Raw genomic sequence first — 20,291 nt, 5'->3', positions numbered from 1 at the left:
GCTCTTCCGGCAAGGCATCCGGTTGAGCGCCGGCTGTCAGTCAAGATTGCTCATAGCTTCCCCGAGGGAGTAGTTTCAGCTCACAACAGTATATTCTTTATTAAGGGCCTATCACCGTTACTGGTGCAGGACAGTGCCAGCCTAACAGGCTTCTCGGCCAATCTCGCCGCTAATGCCATTGAAAAAACACTCTTACCATGCTCTGTAGTCAAATCAACCGTATTGTGGGGCGCGTTGCATTCGCTGGGAATATGGGTCACAGGAACACCGCCTTCTATTACAATTAGGGCCTCCGGGTTCACAGCACCCGCTTGAATCATTATGCTATCTATTTTTTTTGCTACAGGCATAAGCTCTCCGGGAGCAGCGGAAATATAGCCTGAAAAAAATAACAGGCTGACTATCAAGAGGGGGCTTTTTAACATTTTCGATTCTCCATAAGGCAGATAGGGTTTCATACTTTTGTAGTGCCGGTGCAATAGGACGGACAATTGATGTAAATTAGGCTAAAAGTACACGACGCTGAGAGTGCACTTTGGCAATCTTGCTAAGCTATGGATATTCATACACAGTTGTGACGACCACTTTATTTTTGCCGTCTTCCTCAAACTCTATTTCTACCGCTCCTTTTTTGAATTGACTCCGCGATATTTGCCTAAATCCATTTTGAGTCAGATATTTATCAACCTCGTTACGCTCAAAAGAGCAGTGTAAGTGTATAATGGCCGGCTTTGGCCCATCTGCCGAACTGTAGATAAATCGAGAATCATCTACACAGTGGTTGGAGATCTTAGACAATTCTTTGGGAGTCAATAGATAGTATTCTAAACTAAGCTTGCCGTATTCACGTCTCTCGGAAAAGACGGATAATGCACTATACGCGACGACTGACAGCAAAGCGATAAATATAAAAATGAGTAGAATAACTTTTTTCACTAATTTACTTCCTTAAATAAAGCACCCTGTTTAGCTGGTTTAATTGTGTTCAATTCGCTGGGTAGTTGAACGCTTACAGGGCCGCTTTTTGACGGTGGGATCGGGTATATGTAAGGAACAGTTGAATAATTTTTATTAGATCCAACTTCACCATATCTATCCCAGATATCAAGCGCAACGGATTTACTAACCGGCTCACATAGAGAGATAAATTGTTTGCCAGGGTAAACCGCTTGATAAAAGCCTATTAGATTCGATACGAGATCTTCTGCGCTGTACCCACTGTCAGTTATTTTTCGAAACAGCCAGTTTGATTGCATCCCCTCAAAAGCATGCGAGACGTCTAAGAATATTGACAATGCGACGGACTTTTTTTGATCCTCATTTAGGCCTTTTCTGATATCATATTTTTTTAATACTCCAACTTTGAGTAAGTTTTTCCGTCCCATCATTTGTTTATAAACGATACGAAAGTAACCGGACTTAGTTCCCCCTTTATCCTTTTCTTTCAAAACCTGCTGCCAGAGTAGATTGGCTCCTTCAGGATTGGCGTGGCCGAGATCAACCCATCCACACCTTTTTGTGTATATAAGTCCGTACTTTCTTCCGATAGCACTATTACCATCGATAATATCTGATCTTTTTGTCATTGTGCCTCCCTGACTTCTCAGAGCTTAACGTTGTGAACAATGACCTGACCTGTTACCCTTTTTCAATCCGCAAAATTCTACCGTCAGATTCATCCGTAAGCATATACAACTTTCCATCCAAACCTTGTTTTACCTGCCGCAACCTGACCGGGTCCTCTGTAAACAATTTCTCTGCGGCGACTATCCGGCTGTCGTTAACCTGCAACCGCCACAAGCTCCCCCGCGACAACCCGGCCACAAACAGATCACCGCGCCAGGCCGGAAACTCCGAGCCGGTATAAAACGTCAAGCCAGTGGGCGCTACGGTCTCTTCCCAGGACCACCGCGGCGGCGTAAAAGTAATACCTTCGGGTTGCGGCGGGCGATAACTCTCATCGCGATAAGCGCCATCGGTAACAACCGGCCAACCGTAGTTGGCGGCGGGAGCCAGTACGTTTATTTCGTCGCCGCGACGGGCACCGTGCTCACTGAACCAGATATCACCGGTGTCAGGGTGAACGGTTAAACCCTGGGCAGCGCGAATACCCGTGGCGTAGGTGCCCGGCGCCGCGCCCCAATCGGGATTATCTACGGGCAGGGAACCGTCTGGATTGATGCGATGAATAGCGCCACGCAAATCCGCCTTGTTCTGGGCGACCGGCAGCGGCGGTTGATCCACCTCATTTAAAAAGCGCTCGCCGAAGGTAATATAGAGTTTGCCGTCCGGGCCAAAAACCAGGCCACCCCCATAGTGAAAACGGTCGGCAGAGAAGGGACCGGCAACAGCCAGCGTCTGCATATCTACCAGGACATCGTCTTGCAAGCGGGCACGCACAACTTTAGTGGCGGTCGCTATGGTGCCACTCGATTTTTCCAGCGCCGAGTAAGCGAAATAAACCCAGCCGGTAGCCTCGAATTGCGGGTCCAGCGCAATACCAAACAGCCCGGAATTATCCCGCGCATCCTCGCGCACGAGATTGTCGAGATCATCAGGCAGACCGGTGATGGCGTTGTGGCTGCCGTCAACCAGGTCAACCCGTTTAATACCGCCCTGCTTTTCTGTCACCAGCGCTTCGCGCTCGGACAAAAATGCGATATCCCAGGGACGGGCCAGGCCGCTGCTGACAACTACCCGGGTAATACTAACTGGTGGATCGGGTGGCGGTGGTGCCTGGCAGGCGGAGAAAAGGGGCAGTAACAATAAACAGACAAGCAACCGGTTGACGGCTGCAAACGGGTACAACGCAGGTAGGGTATCCATGTTTGAAAGCCCAGTTTGCCGTGGATACCCGATAATGATTGAAAACCAGGAGAATTAAAAGCGGTAACTGACACGGCCGTAAATATTGATACCGGTGCCGTATAACCGGTCTCCCAACGCCAGATCGCCGCCGGCCACCCGATTGTATCCGGCCAGATGATTGCGGTGTGTCTTGTCAAAAAGATTGTCGATACCGCCGCTCAGCGTTACCTGTTCATTGAGATCGTAGAAAGCGCGCAGATTCACCAGTCCATAACCGGCAGTTTTTTCTTCATTGTTAAATGCCGCGACATCAGATTGCCCGGCATAGAACTCCGATTCCAGGGTTACAGAGTAACTGGGTTTCCGGTAGGTCAAACCAATACGTCCATTGAGCGGTGCGATGCGGTAGAGGTTATCGCTGACATCGGTGCGCTTGCCTCTCACGTAGCTGAGGTGGCCCTCGAGATGTAACAGATCGCTCAACTGATAGCGGTAAAACGTATCGATACCGTAGATTTCCGCATCGACGTTGTTGAACTGCAAGGCCGGGTTGCCGCTCATCATGGTGCTGACCTGGTTGGCCGTTACATTGGCGGTAGGCGTACCCTGTATATAGTCGTCGATCTCCCGGTAGAAGATTTCCGGCGAGAAAACCAGCCGCTCGCTGCGCAGCGACAAACCGAGGTTTATCTCGTGGGCGACTTCGCTGTCCAGGTCCAGGTTACCGATATAGCTTCTGCCGTCGGCCAGGCCACCGGTACTCTGCATAGGCAACCACAGGTAGTGCTCCTGGTAACTCGGCGCCCGGCTCTTGCGCGCAAGACCGAGGTGCACACCCACGCCCTTGCGCAAACGCTGGGCATACTTCACAACCCAGTCGGTGTTGTTGAAAGTCTCACTGCGATCCCCACTGTTGAAGGCCGCCGCCAACGCATCGGCACCGTTGCCCATCATACCCATCATGCCGCTGGCAGAAACCGGGTCGGCGTCAGTGCTGACGCGGTTGAAACGCAGGCCCAACTCTAACGTCCGGTCCTCATCCTCCATGACCCATTCACCAAACAGGCCGTAGGTGTTGCGCACGGGATCATTGAAGTTTCTGATCGCAAACAGGGGATTGTTGGGATTGGCAACATCGGCGTTGTGAATCGACTCATTGACATCGACACCGACCGCCAGCTCACCGGCCAACAGCGGCAGGTTCGCCTGCAGGGCGTAGTCCAGGGTGCGTCCGGTGGCGTGGGTTGAGCGAAACCGCATGGGGCTGGCGGGCGCCTGCCGCAGGGAAAAATTATCCATCAGGTGATCGGCGTGGCTGTAGCTGAGATGGCCCGAAAAAGTCACCTCATCAAAAGCCGTGGCAAAATTGGCGGTGGCGATATCGCTGTCTATATAGAGAATATCCATCGGCAACGCCGGGGTGCCGCTAACATCGGTTTCATTGCGACCCAGCGTCAGTGAGAACTCACTGGTATCGTTTTGATAACCGTAGTGGAGATTGTAGCGGCTGCGGTCGTACTCGGTGGCTTCAATGACATTGTCGCCTTCGTAATGGCTGTCGTTGCCATTGTCGTAGCTGGCACTGACCGCCACTTTATGATGCTGGTTGGCGCCGTAAACCAGGGCGCTGGCGCTGATACCGTCGTTGAGGCCGCTGTAACTGGTGCTGATTTCACTGTGCACGTCAACGTCCGCACCGGTGGCGAAGCTGCCGTTGCGCATGCTGGCCTCTATATGGCCGCCCAGTGTCTCCTGCCCGGCGGAGACGGACACTATCCCGCGGGTTACCCGCAGCTCCCGCAGCAGCCCGTTGGGGACATAAGACAGGGGCGAGTCCATGCTGTTCGGACCGCCATTGGCGAGTACGGCACCGTCAACGACAACACTGACCCGATTGCCAAAGGTGCCACGGTATTGAGCGATACCGGTAAGCGGACCGTTGCTATTAACATTGGCACCGGGCACCCGTCGCAACAGGGTCGCCGTATCCGCGCCGACGCTGACCTCCGGCAATACTGTGGTAACTTCGGGTCCCTCGACAGCCGCTTCGACCACAACGATTTCGGGAAGCTGTGCCTGGGCGGCAACGCCGGCGCTGTATGCGCTCACGGCCAGCGCCAGCGGGATAAGCAGATTGTCATTCATGGGAGAGGAGCCTGTGCAGTCAAGACGCGGAGCAGAAATTTTTATAGGTTGTTTATGATAGGCCGCCACAGGCAAATGGGTATGCGACATGATGTCACACCCCGTGCGTGGCGCAACCCTGTAGCAAAGCGCAAGAAAGTATTGTGGACGCTGTCACACCCCGTGTTCGGGGCGGAACCGGACCGGATCAGCAGTTGGTTTGCAGGCGGCGGTGCTGTCTCGCCACCTTGGGCAATTCGCCGTAGTGGCGTTTATAGGCGGCTGTAAAGTTGCCGGGGTGTTCGTAACCCGTCGCTTCGGCAACGTGGGCGATGCTGACATTGTTTTCGCGCAATAGTGTGCGCGCCAATTGCATGCGGTGGCGGTGACAGTACTCGAACACTGTCAGCCCAAACAATTGTCTGAAGCCACGACATAACTTGTTGCGGTTGATGCCTACCTGGCGGGCCAACTGCTCGAGTGTGGGTGGGGCGAAATAGTTATCCAGTAGTATCCGCCGTGCCTGTTGGATTCTGTCGGTGAACTCCACAGGCAGATTGACGGCGTTGTCACCGCACGCCGGCGACAACTGGTTTTTTAGAAAGCGGGCGATAAGCTCGTCGGCGCGGCTGGTGACAAAAAAATCCCGCAAGCTGGGGGGAAAATATTCGCCCGCCAGGCTTTGCACCACAGCGTACATATCGGTGGTAATTTGTTGTGTCAACACGTCGCAGGTAAACTCGCCGTCACGACCGGCAAACAGTTGTGCTGCAAACCGCTCGTACTCGTCCGGCGTCAGCAGCTCTGACAGGTGCCGGTGCGGTATTTCCAACAGCGCAATGACCGTACTGGCTGTTGCGCTGATCTGTACTTCGGCGCAGCAATGATTGAGACGGACCAGGCTGGCGCTGTGGCTGGCCATACGCACGGCGCCGGCATTGGCCGGCGACAGCGTCACCTCACCGTCGATTACAAACCAGAACAGCAGCGTGTCCTCCGCCGCGGCCAACTTGTCACAATAGCAGTGCTCGCGGCCGCCCGAAAACAACATGACCGGCCGCCTGCTGCGAGCGGCAAACAAGCGCCAGCAATCGATGACAGTGTGATCGGCAGGCTGTGCTGCCGTATGCACCATGCCTTGCCAGAATGCACTGCAAACTGATAACGCGCCGTTGTGCGAACAGTGAGTCGTGTCTGCCAAAACCCCCTCTCCTAACCGGCTGTAAAGCCGCACACCCAAAATCCACTGGGGATATCGGCTGCCGCCAGGGCGCCGAAAATGTTTTTGTTGTTAACTCAAGACGGACAGGCGGGGCAAACCATCTAGTGATGTGGAAAAATTGGCGCTTTATTCATTGGGGGTTATATTTCGGCACTGTGCCGTGGGGGGAGGTGCTGGTTGAGAGTGGCGTGGTGCCCTTCGAAGGGGACGCAACTGAGGTTGCGTCCCCGCACCGTGCCGCGGGGAGAGGTGCAGTTTGAGAGCGGCGTGGTCCCCTTCGAAGGGGACGCAACTGAAGTTACGTCCCCGCACCGTGCCGCGGGGAGAGGTGCCGTTTGAGAGCGGCGTGGTCCCCTTCGAAGGGGACGCAACTGAAGTTACGTCCCCGCACCGTGCCGCGGGGAGAGGTGCCGTTTGAGAGTGGCGTGGTGCCCTTCGAAGGGGACGCAACTGAAGTTACGTCCCCGCACCGTGCCGCGGGGAGAGGTGCCGTTTGAGAGTATCAGTCAGGTTAGAGCAAAAATGAAAAGTAATTTTTGCCCTGACTAGCGCCCTCAGTTCCGGTAAGACACCTGCACATAACCAAACACACCCGGCACATCGTGCAGTGTGGCATTGAAGTTATTCAAACCACAGGACGTACACAGGGGCGGCTCCTCATCGAACAGGTTGTTGGCGCCGACGGTCAAGGTAAACCCCGAATCGCCCGGATCGGACTGCCAGCTCAAGCGCACGTCGGTATATAACTGGTCGTCAATCACATTTTTCGGTCCGGTTTCCGTGACAGGGTCAAACAGGCCCGGCACAAACTTGGAACACAGCGACTCAGGGAATGCCCCCAGGCTGCCGTTGGTGGCACAGCGTTCCTCAACCTCGTCGACATAACGGAAGGTAACACTGGCAGACCATTTATCCATAAACCAGTCGACGATCAGGTTGTAGCGCAGTTCCGGGAATGCGAGCTCCCGGGTGCCGGCCACGACCTTGCCGGTGCGGTCGACGGTAAGCGATTCGGTGCCCGCTGCATTGATGGGAAATTCCTCTTCAAAATCATTGAGGAAATTCGCCACCCAACTCACACCGAAGGTGCCGAAATCCGTGGGAGGACTCTGATAGGTGACACTGAAGTCGACGCCGGATGTCTCCAGGGAGGAGATATTGACCAGCGGCGATTCGAACCGAGCCAGCGCCCCGAGGGCGTTGCGCTGGATGCCGTCACAGAGAAAATCCGCATCGGGCTGGGCGCTGGGGTCACCGAGCGCCACCCGCCCGGTCGCCTCCAGGCACAGTTGCAACTGGGTGCCGGCGTCACGCACGCGAATAGCGTCGTCCAGCTCGATCTGATACCAGTTCAGGTCGAATACCAGGTCCTCCACCCAGTCCAGGTTGTCGACCCAGGACGGCGCGTAGGTGGCACCCAAGGTAAAGTTATCGGAGGTTTCCGGTTCGAGATCGGGATTGCCCAGGGCGATAATGCGCAACTGCTCGTTGGGTTGAAAAGTGTCGGTGGCGCCTACCGCAGCACAACCGGCGACGACATTGGGATCGGTGGAAGCGCGGTCCCCGGCGCAGGGATCGTCAAAGATTTCATCGATTGCCTCCTCGGAGGTAAACAGCTCGCCGATGGTGGGTGCCCGCAAACCGGTCGACGCCGAGCCGCGCAACGACAGGTCGTCAAACGGCCGCCACAGCACGCCCACCTTCCAGGTGTTTTCAGAATCGGCAAAGTCGTAATCGGTGTAGCGCACGGCAGCGGAAACTTCCAGCAGATCGGCACCGGGCGCATCCCGCAGCAGCGGTAGACGAATCTCACCGTAGACCTCCGTTACGTCGAACTCCCCCTCCGAAGGAAAGGCGGGCACGCCATTGGAATCACCGGCCGCCACTATGGCGTCGGGTTCGAAGAAACCCTCCTGGTCGCGAAATTCAACGCCCGCTGCAAAACCGAGCGGGCCGGCCGGCAGTTCAAACAGCGTACCGGACACGTTGGCGGTGAAATCAAAGAGATCCTGACCGCTGACGTTCTTGGCGTTAAAGCCGACAAAGTCCAGCATTTCCTGAGTGATAGTGCCGCTGCCGTCGCCCTGTCCGCCGAAAATATTAAAGGGCACACAGCCGTTGGCCGCACCGACACAATCGTCGACCGGCCCCAGCGCCTGTATCAGACGGCTGACGATAAACCCGCCGCGCTTAATCTGATCGCCGCGATTTTTGGCAAAGACCACATTGGCATCCCAGAACCAGTTGTTGTCTCCCACGTCGAATTGCCCTTCCAGGCCGGTCGCCACATACCAGGTGTTTACATCCTGTTCGAAAACACGGTTGCCCGCCTCCAGTGGGCGCCGGGCGATAAACACCGTGTTTTCACAATCGGTGGCGGGATCGAAGTCGTCTCTCAGGGAGGTGGAGATATCACAGCCGAACGGGTTGTAGGGATTAGTGGCATCGATGACTAAAGTGTCCAGCGGCCCGTTGGTGGAGGCAAACGGACCGATAAATATCGGTTCCGGCGCTGCGCGATTGGTGGATTCGCGATTGTTGTACAGGCCGCGTAAATAGGCGGTCGTATCCGGCGTAATGTCGTATCTCGCCTGCAGGAAAATATTCAACCGCTCACTGGGCGTAACCGTCAGATTGCGTTCCTGAAAATTAAAACGGTCCGCGGGACTGTTAAAATCGCGAAAATCCGCCAGTGTCAGTGCCGTCGAACCGGCGCCAGGCACGGCGCCATCGCGAATGGTAAACACACCGCCGTCGGGAAAGCGGGCCAGGTTATCGGCATCGTTAATAAAGAAGCGCCCCTGGGGCGTAGCGGAGGAGCACAGGGGAATGCAACTGTCGAGCCCGAACAGGAAGCGGGTTTCCGGACGGTCGATGGACTGCACTTCCTGCTGGTCCACATAACCCACGGATACCATCACACTGGAACGCTCACTCACCGCACCAAAGGTAGCGGAGACGTCGAGGGTTTCGCCGTCGCTGTCGGAAACAAAACCGCCCGACCGGATATCGAACGCCAGGCCCTCGAAGTCCTTCTTGGTAATGATGTTCACCACGCCGCCGATGGCATCGGAACCGTAGATGGCCGAGGCCCCGTCCTGCAATATCTCGACCCGCTCGATGATATTCTGCGGAATCGTGTTGAGGTCCGGCGCGCCGGGAATACCGGTGGCCGAGGCGGCGTTGACCCAGCGAATACCGTCCACCAGCACCAGGGTGCGCTTGGCATCGAGATGGCGCAGGTTGACCTGCGCGGCGCCGGCACCGACACCTTCACCGGGCTGGGTGGAACCGAAATTCCCGGAACTGTTGAACTTGGTGTTCAGGGCCGAGCCCATCCCGGGCAGGCGTTGCAGATTGTCGGCCAGGGCGCTGAGCCCGGTGCGATTGAGGTCGTCGGCGTCGAGACTCATCACCGGCGCCGGGGCATCCAGTGGGCTTTGCCGAATGCGGGTGCCGGTGACCAGCACTTCTTCTATCGCTGCTTCTTCGGTTTGAGCAAACGAGGGAGGGGCGCACAGGACCACCCCGGCAATCGCCTGCCACAGCACAGCTCGGGCGAACTTCTTCTGATTCATCGTAAACTCCTCTCTACTTATTGTCGCCCGGCGGGTTTGTAGAAAAAATCGACCAGCAGGGCATGCTGATATCAGCGCCATTATCCAGAGAACCCTGATGACAGTAGCAGAACCCGCGGCGAGTAAATGATGCGATCGGCACAAAGAATTATGCGATGGGATTAATTGAAAAATAGGCTGGGCAAATACGCTCGCGGCGAGCGCATCGCCTCGCTAAAACTGTCGCCGGATCGACACTTTTATAAAACACGACATCACCGTCTGTGCCGTGGCAAATCAGTGGCGTTGATTGTCTTGGGTTACAACCGCCTTTGTCCCTCTCAGTTGTCGACGGATACTGCGCCCGCACCGATGTTAAATTCCAACAGCTTCTCAACCAGACCGGCGATATTTCTTCTGGTGGCGGCGGCATGGGCCAACCGCAGCCGGACCGTGCCCGCCAGGGCGTCCCTGACAGTTGCCGTATGACTGGCCACCACTGTCTCTTTAAAAACCGTCGCGCCGGTATTGGCGTCCAATAGAATATAGTCGACGCGGGCGACAACGGTCATATCCAGGCCGAACCGCGGCTGCTCGATATCGAGCCGCTCGATAGCCAAACGATATCTGCCCTCAGCAGCCAACAACCCCTGTTGCTGCAAACTCGCTTTGAGCGTGCGGACAAAGACCGGGTCAATAGTCTTTGGGGAACGGGACGCTGGCGGCACTTCGGATTCCGCTCCCGTTGAGGCAGTGGCCGGGTTTTCCACCGCTTGTCGGCTGTCATGAGGTTGAGGGTCACCGGTGACGGCGGCGCGCCTGCCCGTGGTATCGCTCACCGCCGAGGATTGTGGAGGTTGCTGCGGAGGCAACGCCGCCGACTCGGGCCGTGTTTCGACAACAAGCGCGGGTTCTTCAGCAGCGGTAGTGTCTGTCCTGGTGGCGCCAACGCAGCCAAATAACAGCAGCGTTGCGAAAAATACAACTGACAGCCCTAACTTGTTCACCATACCCAATACCCAAGCGTTGCTTCTGAAGTTTTGCCTCTACTCTTTTGAGAGCCGCGCTGGCATGCAGCGGTAGTGTCCGTCCCAGCCGGAGCAGTGGCGAGTAGCAGCAGTGCCTGTCCCTGGCAGCACCCCAGGAGTAGCAGCAGGGGTAGCAGGGGGTAGCAGTGCCTGTCCCAGCAGAATGCAGGAGTAGCAGCAGAGCGGGGTAGCAGTGCCTGTCCCAGGGCAGCAGTGCGTAGCAGCAGTGCCTGTCCCAGTAACCCCTCCAGTAACCCCTGCAGTAGCCCAGTAGCCCGTGGTGCCTGTCCCAGTAGCCCGCAGCAGTGCCTGTCCCGGCAGCACATGTCCCGGCAGCACAGTCCGGCAGCAGCACCCGGGTGTTGCTTTTGAGGTTCTCGCCTTTTCTCTCAATAGCTGCGCTGACGTTGTCTGGCAGCACCAGAAGTGAGCGTTTCAGGCCCGGTAAATACCGCGGAAAGAGTATGAAAAGACTCTAACTGAAATCTAAAGTATAGAAGACCAGTGGCGACGCCACCGACTCAAGATGGGAAGTATGGGGGATGGCCGGCGAACTCAGCCTCGGCGAAAGTCCATATAGGCTTGTTCCATAGCGCTGACATCGGGTATCACCGCGGTCTCACCGGCTATCGAAACGTGCATCAACTCAAACGGTTTCTTGTCGGCGGTCTCCACCACGCTGATCTCATCCGGATTGACGCGGGCCAGGCGCGGAATGCCAAGGGTGGGTATGGCAATGAAAGGCAGCTTTTCACTGACACCGGTATGGTTGAGTACCGCCACCCGACTGCGCGAATTGGGGTTGGGTCTGGCTTCGCCATTGAGCACCTCAAAACTCAATAGCGGTACCGGTTGCTCACGCCAGCTAAATGCGCCGAGATACCAGTCCGGCGTATCGGCCTCGGGCTCGGGTTGACGAAAGGGCACCATCTCCGCCACCGTCACTGTGGGTAACAACAGCAGCCGATCTTCCAGAGGCAGCAGCAGGCTCGCCACTTCCTCCACCGTTTGATTTTCCAATGCTGGCCGTGAGTTCATAAATAATTATCTATTTCCACTGTAAACGCCGGACGATTTTAGTGTGACCGCAGCCTGGGTAACACTGGCAAGCTGCAACGCCAGGGCCTCGGGCGAGCCTACATAGTCGACACAGCCGGTCGCCAATGCGGCATCCGGCATCGAGGCCACGGTGCAAGTCTGCGGCGCCTGTACCCAGGCCCTGCCACCCTGCTGGTGCATCAGCCGCACCCCCACAGCACCATCGTCTCCCATACCGGTAAATACGATTACGCCGCTGCGCTCGCCACAGGCACGCGCCACATTGGCAATGACCTGATCTGCCGACGGCTGGTAGGGTCCCGGCCAGGGCTCATCGAGCAGCGCCAGAGTACCATTATCCAGTATTTCCACGACTTTATCGGTCGCCACCACCACCACGGTATTCTCGACAATGACTTCGCCGTGGGCGGCCACCCTGGCCGGGTAGTGCGAGCCCCGACCGGTGACCTGGGCCAGGGTTCGATCGAACTCAGCGCCAATATGCTGCACGTAAATAAAACTGATACCCATACCCGCCGGCAGCGCACATAAAAATGTATCGACCGCCTTAGGGCCGCCGGTGCTGGCCGCCAATACCCATAGCTGTTCAGCCGCCGGTGCCGCGCGCTGTTCAAGATTAATAGCGCCGGCGAGTTGCTGCAGCTTGCCCCGCAGGCGACGCGCCCAACCCGCATAGTCCTGTGCTGTCGGTGGCGGCACCGGACCCTCGCCGAAGATCACCGGCACCGCAATATTACCCAGCCAGTTATCGAGTTCCTGCGCCTGCGCATTGGCCAGATCGGCGTGCACGATCCAGGCGTCCACTGCAGCGACCAGTTGCGGCTCCGCCACCTGCGCCACCAGATGTGACACCGCCACCGTATAACCAAATTCCAATACGACACTGCGCAGAGCGTGTTGCTGCAGCGAGGTATCCGCCAGGATGCCGATCCGCAGCCGTTGCGACGGGTGTGAAGCGGGTTCGGTCACTCCGTCAATCCGCCTCGGCGCCGATCAGTTCGCGAATATTCTCCAGCAATGCATCCTCCTGGTACGGCTTACCCATATACCTCTGAACGCCCAGCGCCAATGCCCGCTCGCGATGTTTCTCGCCGGTACGGGAGGTAATCATAATGATGGGAATCTGTTTCAGGCGGCTGCTGGAGCGCACATTTTTCGCCACCTCAAAACCGTCCATTCGCGGCATCTCGATATCCAGGAGCATCAGGTCGGGAATAGTGTCCTGCAGCAACCGCAGTGCATCGGCGCCGTCTTTGGCGGTAAAGACATGGTAGCCCTCGCGCTCGAGAAAACGCGATGTCACTTTGCGCACGGTCACCGAATCATCCACCACCATCACGGTCTGCATATCGTCTTCGGTTTCTACCGGCGCATCCTTTTGCAGCACCGGCATGGCGATATTGGCCAGCGCCGCCTGCTGCCGGATCATGGCGTGCAGGTCCAGAATCACCACCACACTACCGTCACCCATCACCGTGGCACCGGACAGGCCGAGCACCGCGCTGAACTGTTGGCCCAGACTCTTGACCACGATCTCGCGGCTGCCGAGCAGGCTGTCCACCTGAAAGGCCACGGCATTCTCTGCCGTGCGCACCAGCACTACCGGCATCGGCAGCGCCTGGCCCTCGAGCTTGGGACTGGCCTCGGAGTCCAGCAGCGTACCGAGGTAACGCACTTGATAGTTCTCGCCGGCATATTCGAAACGGGCGTGCTCATCCTGGTAATAGTGTTCCAGTTCGAACGGACTGACCCGCACGATACCTTCGATCGTATTGAGCGGAATGGCATAACGGTCATCGCCGATCTCAACCATCAACGCCCGGTTGACCGACACCGTGAACGGCAGCCGCACCACAAACTCCGACCCCTCTCCCGGCCGCGAGTCGATAAACACGGAACCACCGAGCTGTTTGATCTCGCTGTTAACCACATCCATACCCACACCGCGTCCGGAAATCTGGGTCACCTTATCGGCGGTGGAGAAACCGGCGTGCAGAATAAACTGTAAGATGTCGTGGTCACTGAGTTTGGCATCGGCCCGCATCAAGCCGCGTTCGATAGCCTTCTCCCGCACCCGCGCCAGATTGACGCCCTGGCCATCGTCGGCCAGACGAATCAATACATCGCCGCCCTCGCGCCCGAGACTCAGCACAATGCGGCCGGCTTCAGGCTTACCGGCTTTGAGTCGCTCATCGGCCGGCTCGATACCGTGGTCGACCGCGTTGCGCAGCATGTGCTCGAGCGGCGCCACCATGCGCTCCAATACGGAGCGGTCCAGTTCCCCTTCGACGTTGTCGAGTTCGAACGTCACCTGCTTGCCCACCTCGCCGGCCACCTGCCGCACAATACGCCGCAGCCTCGGCACCAGGCGTGAGAAAGGCACCATGCGCGAGCGCATCAGTCCTTCCTGCAAGTCCGTATTGATCCGCGCCTGTTGCAGCAGCAGGGTTTCAGTGTCGCGGGTTTTATCGGTCAGGGTGGACTTTAAGTCCATAAGGTCGGAAGCCGATTCGATCAGGGCTCGCGACAAGTGCTGCAACTGCGAGTAGCGATCCATCTCCAGCGGGTCGAAGTCCTCGTGCTCGGCCAACTGCTCCTGACGAAACAGAATTTGCGCCTCGGTTTCAATATCGAGGCGGCGCAATTGTTCCTGCAAACGCTGAATCGTCGATTCCATTTCGTCGATGGCAAACCCGAGTTCGCTCACCTGCTCTTCCATCCGGCCCCGGCTGATGGAGGTTTCGCCGGCCAGGTTAACCAGCTCTTCGAGCAGTTCAGACGACACCTTGACCATCTCCTGGGGTCCGCTGCGTCGCGCGGCTATCTGCGAAGCGCCGGAAGCCGCAGCCGGTGTGTTGGTCTCCGGCAGCGCCGGTACGGACGGACTACTCGAGGGCGCAGCAGCAACGGCCGGTACGGCTTTGGGTTTGGGCGCAAAGGGCAAAATATCGGCGCTGCCGGCGGTCTTGGCCGCGTCTTCCACGTCTGCTTCCGGAACAGCAGCCGTTTCGCTGTCTGCTGCAGCCGTCTCGCTGTCCGCTGTCTCGGTGGCTGGTGCCTCGGCCGCTTCCTGTGCCTGGGCCACCATAACCTCCTGCAAACCTTCCGGCAGATGCCCGGCCAGTTTCGCCTTGACCTTTTCCGTGTTCTTAAGCAGCTTATCCTGGTAGTCGTGCATGCGATCGAAGGACGCCTGACCGACACTGTCACCACCATCGTTCAGGGCAATCAGATAGGTTTCAAATTCGTGAGCCAGCTCACCGATACCCATCAACCCGGCCAGGCGCGCACCGCCCTTGAAGGTGTGCAGCGCGCGCTTCAATTCTTCCACGGGACCGGCGTTATCCCAGTCCTCTTCCCATTCGTGAATGGACTCGTCGATTTCCTCCAGCAGCTCGTCGGCCTCTTCTGTGAAAATTTCCAGAATTTCCACATCGATTTCATCGCCATCTTCGTCGTCGATAGTGACGCCACCGGTCTCGCTGTCAGCCTCGGCTTGCACCCGCCCATCACCTGCGGCGGCAGATGTAGTCGTCTCGAGCGGCACATCGACATCAAAGGATTGGGCGGTTTCGTGCACCTCGATATCCGCGCCCTCCAACTCGGTGTCGAGGGTATCGGCAAACGTGTCGGCAAAGATCGGTGCGGCCGTTTGCGCGTCGTCGCCTGTGTCGATTTCATCGTGCGGCGCGTCAGCCGGTACCTCTGAATCCAGCGCTGATACCTCGACTTCGTCGACATGCTCCAGCTCCGGTGCCTCAAACGGTTCCACCTCCAGAACCGGCACCTCGAGTTCTTCCGACTCCAGCTCCGGTAAATCGGTCTGCTCTGGTATCGGTGCTTCGGGTTCTTCCGTTGCCAGTGCCGGCACCTGGAGTTCCTCCGACGCCGGCTCCGACAGCTCAGACTGCTCCAATGTCAGCGCTTCGGGTTCTTCTGTTACCAGCGCCGGCACCTCGAGTTCTTCTGACGCCGGCTCTGATAGCTCAGACTGTTCCAATGTCAGTGCTTCGGGTTCTTCCGTTGCCAGCGCCGGCACCTCGAGTTCCTCCGACTCCAGCTCCGGTAACTCAGACTGCTCCAATGCCGGCGCTTCGGGTTCCTCCGTTGCCGGCACCGACACCTCGAGCTCGTGCGACTCCAGCTCCGGTAACTCAGACTGCTCCAACGCCGGCGTGGTCGCCTTGAGTTCTTCCTCTGCTTGCAACGCCGGCACTTCCGATTCCAGCTCCGGCACTTCGGATTCTTGCAGCGCCGGCTCCTCGAGCTCCTGCGACTCCAGTACCGGCAATTCGGGCTCGGCGGCAGCGGGCGGCGCGGCGGCCAAACTCTCGAACCGCTGCGCCAACTCGGCGGGAATATCACGCAAATTCTGGCCCGCCGCGACCGCGTCCACCATATCCAGCAGACACTCGTGACCATTCATCAGCAGCGCGAAAACCGCCTCGTTCTCGTAGTGCGGATCGGTATCGATCAGTTCGTAAACCCGGCGCAGGTGGGCGCTGAGGTGGGCCATGGGCGGCAGGTTGGCATGCTCGGCGCCTTTCTCCAATGTCTGCAGCTCGGTTACCAGGCTGAGCAGCTCATGGCTGTCGAAGCCGTTGCGCTGCCAGCGCTGTAACAGCTTGTCGGCGTCCAGCAGCAGATTCATATCCTCTGCCATAAAGATCGACAGCAACCCCGGATCGACTTTCTTATTACCGGCAGAGGTCGCTTCTTTCTGTCGAATCAGGTGGCCGACGGACAGTTCTTTCAGCTCCGCGATACGGGCGATATAAAGCGGCAGTTTCGGTATTTGCACCGTTACGCCCTGCTCGATTTGCGCCAGTGCTTCGCGAGTGTAGCTCACACCGTCTTTAAGGAGCTGCAAAATATCTTCGTCGATATTGACCTGATAAGTGCGCAGCTCTTTGACAAAACGTTCGAGCGGTGTCGCGAGTTCGGCAATCGGGGCCACGTCGGCCATATGCGCACTGCCTTTGAGCGTGTGCAGGGCGCGCTGCATGGCGTCGCTCGGCGGCGTATACAGGGGCGCTGCCTGCTGCATATCGCTGATATAGCTCTCTACCACTTGCAGGTGGGTAACCGCCTCGGAGCCAAAGATTTCCCACAGCAGTTTTTCGTCCGCATCGTCCTCTTCGGCATCGGCGCTAACCAACGCGGGCCGGGCCGGTTCCGGTTCGGCGGCGGGCTCAGCAGCCAGCGGCGTGAAACCTTCGACCACCGCGCCCTGGGTATCCACTTCCTGGGCCAGCGCGGGTGGCGTGTAGCCCTTGGCCAGGGACGCACCCCAGTCCATATACAATTCGGTTTCCGCCGGATGGGGGTTTTTTGACTTGCGGCTGAAGGCATCGACCATGGCGGGCAGCAACTGCCGCACCCGGTCGATCAACCCGACGACATACTGGTTGGGATTGATGGTTTCATCAATCACCCGGTTGAGCATATTTTCAATGGCCCAGGCCAGCTCGCCGATATCGACAGCCTCCACCATGCGACCACTGCCCTTGAGGGTGTGGAAGGCGCGGCGCACTTCCGTCAACGCCTCTTCGTCGCTAAAGCCGTCGATCCAGGCCGGGAAAAACTCATTGATGGTGGCCAGCACTTCACCGGCCTCCTCGACGAATATCTCCAGGATTTCGTCGTCGATATCGGAACCGGCGTGATCTTCATCCTCCTGCTCCGCGGCCTCGCTCAGAGGCTCCGGCTCAGGCTGCGCGACCGCCGACTCCGCAACCGGCACCGCCTTGAGTTCGGGCGCAGGTTGCGGCGCGGATTCAGGTTCGGGCGTCACCGCGGCAATGGGCTCCACCGCTTCGGGTTTGGCGGCAGCGACACTCGGCACCACCGCGTAACCCAGTAATTCAACACTTTCCTCTGCCACACTCAGCAGCAGTTCATCGTCTTCCTCGTGATCACCGCCGAGCCGCTCCAGATAGTACTCGACGCTGGCAATGGCATCGGCCAGGGTGTCGAGCGTCGACCACTCGGGCGTGTTTTTTTGTTCCAGCAGTTGTTCCTGGATGTACTTGGCACACGCCTCCAGAATACGCGCCGGACGCGGCAGCGGCACCATCTCCAGGCCGCCGCGGATCTCTCCCAGCAACTTGGGCACGTTGGCCAGGTGGTCGCAATCCCACTGCGACGCAATATATTCGATGATGGCGTCTTTCGCCTGCTCCAAACCATTGCGCGACTCGCGCAGTACAGACTCCTGGGCCCGGTCGATATGAATATCGCGCTCGACCGCACCGCGGCCGCCCTGGCCGGTGCCGGCAGCCAGTGCCTCCAGCGTGTGCTCAATTTCAATAATTTCCCCGGCCACCCGCATCAACAGGTCCTGGGAAATGTTGTTCTCCTCGGCGGCCTGTTGCAGGTTTTCGCCCAGTGCCAACACCTGCTTGCGCAACTGGCCGATACCCATTACGGCCATAGTATCGGCGACACGTTTGAAAATAGGCAGCGCCTCGGCCAGCGGCCGGCCGTCATCACTCCCGCTCAACACCACATCGAGCGCGTGTTTTATCGCATCGAGCTCATCTTTCAGCGCCGCCACCACCGAACGCACCGCATCCGGGTCCGGCGCCGCCATCAGCTCCTGGTGTTCGGCCGGTTTGTCCTCGGTTTCCGGCAGTGCCTCCTGCAGGCCGTAACGCTTTTTCACGCGCACCAGGTGCTTGCCTTTGGCCGGTGCGCGGGCAATGTAGTAGAGCATGTTCTTGATAAGTTCATCACTGGTGAACTCATCCAGACTCGGCAACCCTTTCAGGGCCAGCACCTTGATTTCTTTATCGAGCTGGCGCAGCAGGTTTTTCACCGAAACACTGGCCTCGACCGCATCGTTGGCCAAGCCGTCGCCCAGCGCCAGGGCGATGTCCCACAGGGGCTGGCGTGCAGTACCCTGGGTCAACTGATACAGGCGGGCAAAAACTTTATTCAGATAAGCGAGGTTTTCTTCGGGGTTGACATTGCGAATCACACCGGCGGCGGCGTATTGATACATCTGCCGCAGCTTTTTGGCGACCGACAGAAACTGGCGCTTATCCTTGGTAATACCCTGGCGCTCACCGGCTATACGATGAGCGGCACTGAGATCGGGCGCAAACAGTTTGGTTTCGGTCAGCAGACTCTCGCCGCGCACGGCGCGCAGGTCATTGAGCAGCGGCAATACTGTGGAGGGGTGATCCCGGCGTGTGTTTTTCACCTGCTCGAGATAGACGGGCAACTGTAAAATCGCCCGCATCAACACTTCCTGGGCCTCGGCCTCATTGTTGACGGTGTTGTTCATCAACGCCTGGGCCAGGTTCTCCATTTCTTCGGCCAGCAACGCCGCCCCAAAAAACTCCACCATCTGCAAACTACCGTGCACCTGGTGGATGTGGGTCAGGCAAAAGCGGATACGCGTCGAATCATTTTGATCTTCAACGTAAGCTTCAAGTGCCTGCCGGGCTTGTGTCAGCGTTTCGCCGATCTCGCCGATCACCCAGTCTAAGGCCGCGTAGTTGCGATTCTCTCCCATATTGGAGGTTCCTCGTTATGCTCTCGTCATTCGCTCGCCGGCGACATCTCAATCGGCCCGGCTGCGGATATACGCCTGTATATTCTTATCCCTAACCCGCTGTGCATATTGGTGCTCCCAGTCGACGACTTCACCGAGACCAATAACCAATACACCGCCGGGCTTCAGCCTCTCTACAAAGGCATTCAACAGTTCCCGGCGGCGCCAGCGACGAAAATACACCAACAGGTTCTGGCAAAAAATCACATCCATTTTTGCCACGGGCATATCGGTAATCTGCAATATGTTGCCCTGGCTGAAGCACAGTCGATCCCTCAGCGCTGCGTCGATGCGATAGTGCCCGCCTTCGGTTTCCCGAAAATAGCGCTGGCGTTCCTGCGGCTTCAACTGCTCCAGCTTTCTCACCGTATAATCGCCCTGACGCGCCTGGCCCAGAGCGAGCAAACTGATGTCGGTGGCGGTAATACCGTAGTAGGGATCGAGCGCCGCCAACTCAAAGCAATCATTGATCACCATTGCCAGTGAGTAAGGCTCTTCCCCGGTCGCACACCCGACACTCCAGACATCAAAACTTCGCGACAGGTCCTGATTGTTGATGCGCTCCTGCAACAAATCGCGCACATATTCAATGGAGGGGCGATGGCGGAAAAAGCTGGTCTCCTTTACCACCAACTGGTCCACCAACCGGGACCACTCCATGACACTCTGCTCGCCGCTCACGACTTCGTCGAAGTACCGACCGTAATCCTCGTATCCCACCTCGCGCATGCGCATGGCAATCTGGGTTTGCAGGAACGGCCGCTGACGCGACGCCAGTTGGATACCTGTACGCTCCTCCAGCAACTTACTCCACTGCTCAAACTGCGCCTCGGAAAGCTCCGGTAAAGCTTGTAGTGACCACGCCATCAGTTATTGTCAAACCCCGGACGTTTACCGAGTAAGCTGTTAAGCCATTGCCGCTGCCGGCACCCCTT

At 57.7% G+C, this 20,291-nt stretch carries 12 protein-coding genes; all 12 read right to left on the bottom strand.

Annotation, left to right across the window (positions count from 1 at the left end; translation table 11 throughout):
* Nucleotides 1-80 precede the first annotated feature (80 nt).
* On the bottom strand, nt 81-458 hold the full coding sequence (locus tag FKG94_RS22915) for a hypothetical protein (protein WP_142929286.1): 378 nt from the start codon (nt 456-458) through the stop codon (nt 81-83).
* 94 nt (nt 459-552) lie between these two features.
* Complete coding sequence (locus FKG94_RS22910; protein ID WP_142929285.1) at nt 553-936, bottom strand: hypothetical protein; 384 nt, start codon at nt 934-936, stop codon at nt 553-555.
* Nucleotides 936-1,586 carry a hypothetical protein gene (locus FKG94_RS22905; RefSeq protein WP_142929284.1) on the bottom strand — a complete coding sequence of 217 codons (651 nt, stop codon included), beginning with the start codon at nt 1,584-1,586 and terminating at the stop codon, nt 936-938. Before FKG94_RS22905 ends, FKG94_RS22910 begins: the two co-directional genes overlap by 1 nt.
* Nucleotides 1,587-1,638: 52 nt before the next feature.
* On the bottom strand, nt 1,639-2,826 hold the full coding sequence (locus tag FKG94_RS22900; RefSeq protein ID WP_142929283.1) for a PQQ-dependent sugar dehydrogenase: 1,188 nt from the start codon (nt 2,824-2,826) through the stop codon (nt 1,639-1,641).
* 54 nt (nt 2,827-2,880) lie between these two features.
* A complete protein-coding gene (locus FKG94_RS22895; RefSeq protein ID WP_179957769.1) occupies nt 2,881-4,953 on the bottom strand; it encodes a TonB-dependent receptor domain-containing protein in 2,073 nt (690 codons plus the stop codon).
* 187 nt (nt 4,954-5,140) lie between these two features.
* Nucleotides 5,141-6,133: a helix-turn-helix transcriptional regulator gene (locus tag FKG94_RS22890; protein WP_142929281.1), complete on the bottom strand. Its 993-nt coding sequence runs from the start codon at nt 6,131-6,133 to the stop codon at nt 5,141-5,143.
* Nucleotides 6,134-6,708: 575 nt separating this feature from the next.
* Nucleotides 6,709-9,732, bottom strand: a complete 3,024-nt coding sequence (locus FKG94_RS22885) for a TonB-dependent receptor plug domain-containing protein (RefSeq protein ID WP_179957768.1) — start codon at nt 9,730-9,732, stop codon at nt 6,709-6,711.
* A gap of 320 nt (nt 9,733-10,052) precedes the next feature.
* Complete coding sequence (locus FKG94_RS22880) at nt 10,053-10,721, bottom strand: hypothetical protein (protein ID WP_142929279.1); 669 nt, start codon at nt 10,719-10,721, stop codon at nt 10,053-10,055.
* A gap of 573 nt (nt 10,722-11,294) precedes the next feature.
* The gene (locus FKG94_RS22875; RefSeq protein ID WP_142929278.1) at nt 11,295-11,777 is read right to left on the bottom strand and encodes a chemotaxis protein CheW; all 483 of its coding nucleotides are present in this window, start codon (nt 11,775-11,777) and stop codon (nt 11,295-11,297) included.
* A 6-nt stretch (nt 11,778-11,783) separates the two neighbouring features.
* Complete coding sequence (locus FKG94_RS22870) at nt 11,784-12,767, bottom strand: chemotaxis protein CheB (RefSeq protein ID WP_179957767.1); 984 nt, start codon at nt 12,765-12,767, stop codon at nt 11,784-11,786.
* Nucleotides 12,768-12,771: 4 nt separating this feature from the next.
* Nucleotides 12,772-19,317 (bottom strand): hybrid sensor histidine kinase/response regulator, encoded by a 6,546-nt coding sequence (locus FKG94_RS22865; protein ID WP_142929276.1) that lies wholly within the window; start codon nt 19,315-19,317, stop codon nt 12,772-12,774.
* A 48-nt stretch (nt 19,318-19,365) separates the two neighbouring features.
* Complete coding sequence (locus FKG94_RS22860; RefSeq protein ID WP_142929275.1) at nt 19,366-20,223, bottom strand: CheR family methyltransferase; 858 nt, start codon at nt 20,221-20,223, stop codon at nt 19,366-19,368.
* Nucleotides 20,224-20,291 lie beyond the last annotated feature (68 nt).

It is taken from the genome of Exilibacterium tricleocarpae (assembly GCF_007004655.1).
In the GTDB taxonomy this organism is placed as follows: Bacteria; Pseudomonadota; Gammaproteobacteria; order Pseudomonadales; family Cellvibrionaceae; genus Exilibacterium; species Exilibacterium tricleocarpae.
Note: the sequence above shows the minus strand (reverse complement) of the source record. Positions and strands in the feature narration are given on the sequence as shown.

Excerpts from the sequence above, each read along its gene's own strand:
- FKG94_RS22915 (WP_142929286.1), bottom strand. The coding sequence starts at position 458 with ATGAAACCCTATCTGCCTTATGGAGAATCGAAAATGTTAAAAAGCCCC.
- FKG94_RS22905 (WP_142929284.1), bottom strand. The coding sequence starts at position 1,586 with ATGACAAAAAGATCAGATATTATCGATGGTAATAGTGCTATCGGAAGA.
- FKG94_RS22900 (WP_142929283.1), bottom strand. The coding sequence starts at position 2,826 with ATGGATACCCTACCTGCGTTGTACCCGTTTGCAGCCGTCAACCGGTTG.
- FKG94_RS22895 (WP_179957769.1), bottom strand. The coding sequence starts at position 4,953 with ATGAATGACAATCTGCTTATCCCGCTGGCGCTGGCCGTGAGCGCATAC.
- FKG94_RS22885 (WP_179957768.1), bottom strand. The coding sequence starts at position 9,732 with ATGAATCAGAAGAAGTTCGCCCGAGCTGTGCTGTGGCAGGCGATTGCC.
- FKG94_RS22880 (WP_142929279.1), bottom strand. The coding sequence starts at position 10,721 with ATGGTGAACAAGTTAGGGCTGTCAGTTGTATTTTTCGCAACGCTGCTG.
- FKG94_RS22875 (WP_142929278.1), bottom strand. The coding sequence starts at position 11,777 with ATGAACTCACGGCCAGCATTGGAAAATCAAACGGTGGAGGAAGTGGCG.
- FKG94_RS22865 (WP_142929276.1), bottom strand. The coding sequence starts at position 19,317 with ATGGGAGAGAATCGCAACTACGCGGCCTTAGACTGGGTGATCGGCGAG.
- FKG94_RS22860 (WP_142929275.1), bottom strand. The coding sequence starts at position 20,223 with ATGGCGTGGTCACTACAAGCTTTACCGGAGCTTTCCGAGGCGCAGTTT.